2 protein-coding genes are annotated in these 4,775 nt (G+C 38.3%); both read right to left on the bottom strand.

The genetic code is table 11. The annotated features are described in order from the left end of the window. Window positions 1-263: 263 nt before the first annotated feature. A complete protein-coding gene (locus F6K54_RS40520; protein ID WP_293090075.1) occupies window positions 264-878 on the bottom strand; it encodes an IS607 family transposase in 615 nt (204 codons plus the stop codon). Window positions 879-2,826: 1,948 nt separating this feature from the next. Continuing rightward, window positions 2,827-4,362, bottom strand: a complete 1,536-nt coding sequence (locus F6K54_RS40515) for an NAD(P)/FAD-dependent oxidoreductase (RefSeq protein WP_293090073.1) — start codon at window positions 4,360-4,362, stop codon at window positions 2,827-2,829. Window positions 4,363-4,775: the final 413 nt, after the last annotated feature.

The raw sequence follows: 4,775 nt of genomic DNA, 5'->3' as shown, positions 1-4,775 counted from the left end.
CACAGTTCGAATCCGTGCACATTCTCCGATCTTGTTCCCTCTGTCGTGACTGTAGCAATATTTTATGAAATTGGTATAGTATTTAGGAATAAGATTTTATCAAGAGCGATCGCTATCTGAACCGGAGCGACATTTATAATTACAGGACTTAGGTAAAATACGAAATTATATACCATATAGTAACGCGATAAAACTCAGTTTTGCTGAAGCAAATAACAAACTTTCTTATCCTCTTCCCTTCTGCCTTATGCCCTCTGCCTTCTTCAAGATTTAATTTGAGTTTTGTTTTGATTGAATGTATTGTATATTTCGGAGTCATTTTGGATTTGAGTTTCGTATTTTCTTAAGCCGTATAACCTGCTAGAAAAACGCTGCAAAATAGCTAAAATATCTTCTACAATTTCGGCTTCTGGAGACAAATCTTTGTTATTTAAAACTACTAATTCACAATGATTTTGTTCGCACACCCAGTTAAATAAATCAAACCCAAAACGAGCTATCCTATCTTGATGAGAAACTACTACTTTTTCAATTTCACCTGACAAAATTTGTGAGAGTAACTTCAGTAATTTTTTACGTTGAAAATTTAATCCACTACCTATTTCTTTAATAATTTCGGCATCAGGATAAAGGTTTTGTAGTTCAGCTACTTGATGGTTTAAGTATGACTTTTGAGTATTGCTTGACACTCGACAGTATAAAACTGTTTTTCTATTAGAAACAGACACATTTTGAATATAGGAGTCAATATCATAACGCCTTTGACCCGCAGGAGTTTTTATAGCATTTATTTGACCAGCTTTTTCCCATCTCACCAAAGTGCGAACATCAACTCCTAATACTTCAGCAGCTTCTTTAGGTTTGACAAATTTTACCACATAATTACCAGTAACAACTGCCGTATAATAACGTTTTATGACGCAAGTTGTCAAGTATAGCGCTGTGCGCAGGCAACAGGGGGAATAATATCATGTCCGTTTAAATACTTATAATTAAGATAGTAGGGGAGCGGGGGAGTAGGGGAGTAGGGGAGGGCTGTTTCATTCTCCATAGACACGGGGACGCGGGGACGCGGGGACGCGGGGACACGGAGACACGGAGACACGGAGACAATAGATGAATAGAATATCAATAATCGCGAAACAGAGCGATGTAGCTGCCGCACTTGCTCCGCCAACGCAAATCAGCAGAACGATAACTATTGGACAATAGATCAATAGAACATCAATGTTGAACAGAAAAAGAATGAAACTATAAGCTGTAAAGGCTTTGAGGTTTTATCGGTAGAACGATAACTATTGGACAATAGATCAATAGAACATCAATGTTGAACAGAAAAAGGCTGAAACTATAAGCTGTAAAAGCTTTGATATTTAATCAGCACAGCAATAACTATTGGACAATAGATCAATAGAACATCAATAATCGCGAAACAAAGCGATCGCTTTCTCAGCAGAACGATAACTATTGGACAATAGAGCAATAGAACATCAATGTTGAACAGAAAAAGGCTGAAACTATAAGCTGTAAAAGCTTTGATGTTTTATCGGCAGAACAATAACTATTGGACAATAGATCAATAGAACACCAATAATCGCGAAACAAAGCGATCGCTTTCTCCGCAGAACAATAACTATTGGACAATAAATAAATCAAATATAAATGTTTAACAGGAAAAGGCTGAAACTATAAGCTGTAAATACTTTTAGCTTTTATCAGTAGAACGATAACTATTGGACAATAGATAAATCAAACATCAATGTTGAACAGAAAAAGGCTGAAACTATAAGCTGTAAATACTTTTAGCTTTTATCAGTAGAACAATAACTATTGGACAATAGATAAATCAAACATCAATAATCGCGAAACAGAGCGATGTAGCTGTCGCACTTGCTCCGCCAACGCTTTGTGTGCAGAACAATAACTATTGGACAATAGATAAATCAAATATAAATGTTTAACAGGAAAAGGCTGAAACTATAAGCTGTAAATACTTTTAGCTTTTATCAGTAGAACGATAACTATTGGACAATAGATCAATAGAACATCAGTAATCGCGAAACAGAGCGATGTAGCTGTCGCACTTGCTCCGCCAACGCTTTGTGTGCAGAACAATAACTATTGGACAATAGATAAATCAAACATAAATGTTTAACAGGAAAAGGCTGAAACTATAAGCTGTAAATACTTTTAGCTTTTATCAGTAGAACGATAACTATTGGACAATAGATAAATCAAACATCAATAATCGCGAAACAGAGCGATCGCTTTCTCAGTAGAGCAATAACTATTGGACAATAGAGCAATAGAACATCAATGTTGAACAGAAAAAGGCTGAAACTATAAGCTGTAAAAGCTTTGATGTTTAATAAGTAAAACGATAACTATTGGACAATAGATAAATCAAACATCAATAATCGCGAAACAGAGCGATCGCTTTCTCAGTAGAGCAATAACTATTGGACAATAGAGCAATAGAACATCAATGTTGAACAGAAAAAGGCTGAAACTATGAACTGTAAAAGCTTTGATGTTTAATAAGTAAAACGATAACTATTGGACAATAGATAAATCAAACATCAATAATCGCGAAACAGAGCGATATAGCTGCGGAATAAATGTTCTATCGCTACTTTCATGCAACAAAGCCATTATTAATTATTAGAGTTGTCGCTAAATAGAGGGAAAAAATCGCTCCAACCTAGACAGAGCAATCATTCCAAGGCTTTTTAGTTGTCAATAGCTACAATCCTGATAGAACAAGGTTTTTGGGGATTTTTTAAGTTATAAAGCGACAAGTCTATTAATTGTTGAAACCTATGTTGCTTACAACCCCAAACTTTCCAACATTTTCCAATGCTGAGAAACAGGTGCAAGAGTATTTGCTGCTATCATCCCACTAACTGCCACTGCAGGCAAACCTATACCAGGAAAAGTAGAGTCACCACAACACAATAATCCTGGTAAAGGTGTATTTGGTCCAGGAAACAAACCCTCCCCAGAACGAATTGCAGGTCCGTAAGTTCCTCGGTGACGGCGGAGAAAACGTTCGTGAGTTAGTGGAGTACCGACCAATGTTACTTCACAACGAGAACGCACATCAGGTATGACTCGCTCCAATGCTTGCCACATCACCTCAGCTCGTTGTTGCTTTTGTTGTGCATATTCTTGACTCTTTCTATCCATACCACGCCAAAATTTATAAGGTTCATTTCCTGGAGTATAAACATGAATAACGTGCTTACCAGGTGGTGCAACAGTAGCATCTATCAAAGATGGAATGGATACCAAGACAACATTCTGAGGTGCATCTATCTCATCCCAATGATTGACAATAATATGGTGACACGCCAAGTCTGGTTTGATGTCTGTAGCATCAATACCTAAATGTAAGTGCATGAAACTATTACATTCTGGTGTTCCTTGTCGTTGTTCCCGAAAGGATTTTGGCACCGCACCTTCTGGCAATAATTTTAAAGTATCCCAAATAGAAGCATTGGATATTACTGCTTCCTTTGCTCTAATTTCTGTTCCATTTCTTAAACCCACGCCAACAGCACGCCCATTTTTAACTAACACCTCTTCCACATGAGCATTCAACATCAATTGACCACCATGACGTTTTAACCCACGCACCAAAGCATCAACTATTGCTCCACTGCCACCAATAGGATAGTCGAGTACAACTCCTGGTCGATACCATTCGGCAAACATAAATGCAACTTCGGCGGCACTGGTACCATTTGCAGGCAAACCTGAAAGTAGGAAACAGAGTAAATTAAGCCAGTTATCAATAAAAGGGTCTGTGACAACATTTTCCATAATTTGGGAAAACGGTCCTGTTAACTTACCAACATTGAAAATGTGTTTTGCCATAGCAGGTAGAAACTGCCCCATGGTCATTATTGCTCCTAAGTCAAAACGGAGAGAAACTGGTGGAATAGCGATCGCTGCTTCTGCAAATGGAGCCATAACTTTTTGGAGTTGACGCCATTCTGCTACAGCACTTTCTCCTCTCAATTTTCGGAGAACATCACAAAATTGGTCTGCACCTACGGAGGTATTAAAGTTACCTTCTGGCAAACAACAACCCCAAGTGTCGTAGGTTACACAGGGGACTTTTTCGCCGATAGCATCTAAAACTTGTGCTAGTGGGTTGGTAGAAGGACGATAGGATAGACCAGAATGTAAAGATGGACCAGAATCAAATTTATAGCCTTGATATTCAAAACTATGAGCAGCACCTCCAGCAATAGAGTGACTTTCGCAAACTATGACATTAAAACCATAGCGCGCTAGTAAAGCGGCACAACTGAGGCCACCAATTCCACTACCAATTACAATTACATCAGTTTGAGACATTTTTTTTGGGTAAATTTTTAATTTATTTGATTTTAGTTAATATCATGTCCCCTGGTATCCTTTGTGTAAACCCAGAAGTTGCGCTTAATAAAAGATAACAGCTATTAGGAAAATTCAGGTTTTGGTAAGAATTATTAAGCGCATTGTTACAGAGAAATGGTATCAATATTCAATCTTCCCTACTCCTTACAAGGGTAAGTTTTTAAGGTTTGATACGGAGACGCGGTGACACGGGGACGCAGAGATTGGATAATTGAGTAATTAATTCAATCTACTCGCTCTATTCATTAAATGCGCGTCTTCCTCTCTCCGCGTCTCCGTGTCTCCCCCTCCCCGCGTCTTTTCCACCTACTCTCTCCGCGTCTCCGTGTCTCCCCCTCCCCGCGTCTTTTCCACCTACTCTCTCCGCGTCT

Source organism: Okeania sp. SIO3B5 (genome assembly GCF_010692555.1).
Taxonomy (GTDB): Bacteria; Cyanobacteriota; Cyanobacteriia; order Cyanobacteriales; family Microcoleaceae; genus Okeania.
Note: the sequence above shows the minus strand (reverse complement) of the source record. Positions and strands in the feature narration are given on the sequence as shown.